Origin of the sequence: Bacillus sp. SIMBA_008 (assembly GCF_046535495.1) — a bacterium.
In the GTDB taxonomy this organism is placed as follows: Bacteria; Bacillota; Bacilli; order Bacillales; family Bacillaceae; genus Bacillus; species Bacillus subtilis.
The window spans coordinates 1-233 of record NZ_JAWRWL010001344.1 but is presented as its reverse complement, the minus strand read 5'-3'; the positions used below and the strand labels follow the sequence as shown (position 1 = coordinate 233).

1 protein-coding gene is annotated in these 233 nt (G+C 71.7%); it reads right to left on the bottom strand.

What is annotated here, in order from left to right:
• A partial coding sequence (locus SB658_RS27820) for a hypothetical protein (protein WP_410603816.1) occupies positions 1–233 on the bottom strand: 233 nt, incomplete at both ends.

Here is a 233-nt window from a genome sequence, read left to right as displayed (position 1 = left end):
TGGCCATCACCTTGCCGGCCAGGCCGTAGCCTTCCGGCTGCAGCGCCAGCAGCGCGGTCGGGCCGACCGGCACGCAGTAGCCGCGCGCGCCGAGCTCGGGCAACTGCACCGCCACCGCATGGCCGAAGCCCATCTTCTCCAGCTCGCGACGATCGGCATCGGCATCGGCGGAGACCAGCCAGATCGAGGACAGCGCGCGGGCGCCGTTGGGATGCTCGCGGGTGATGCGATAG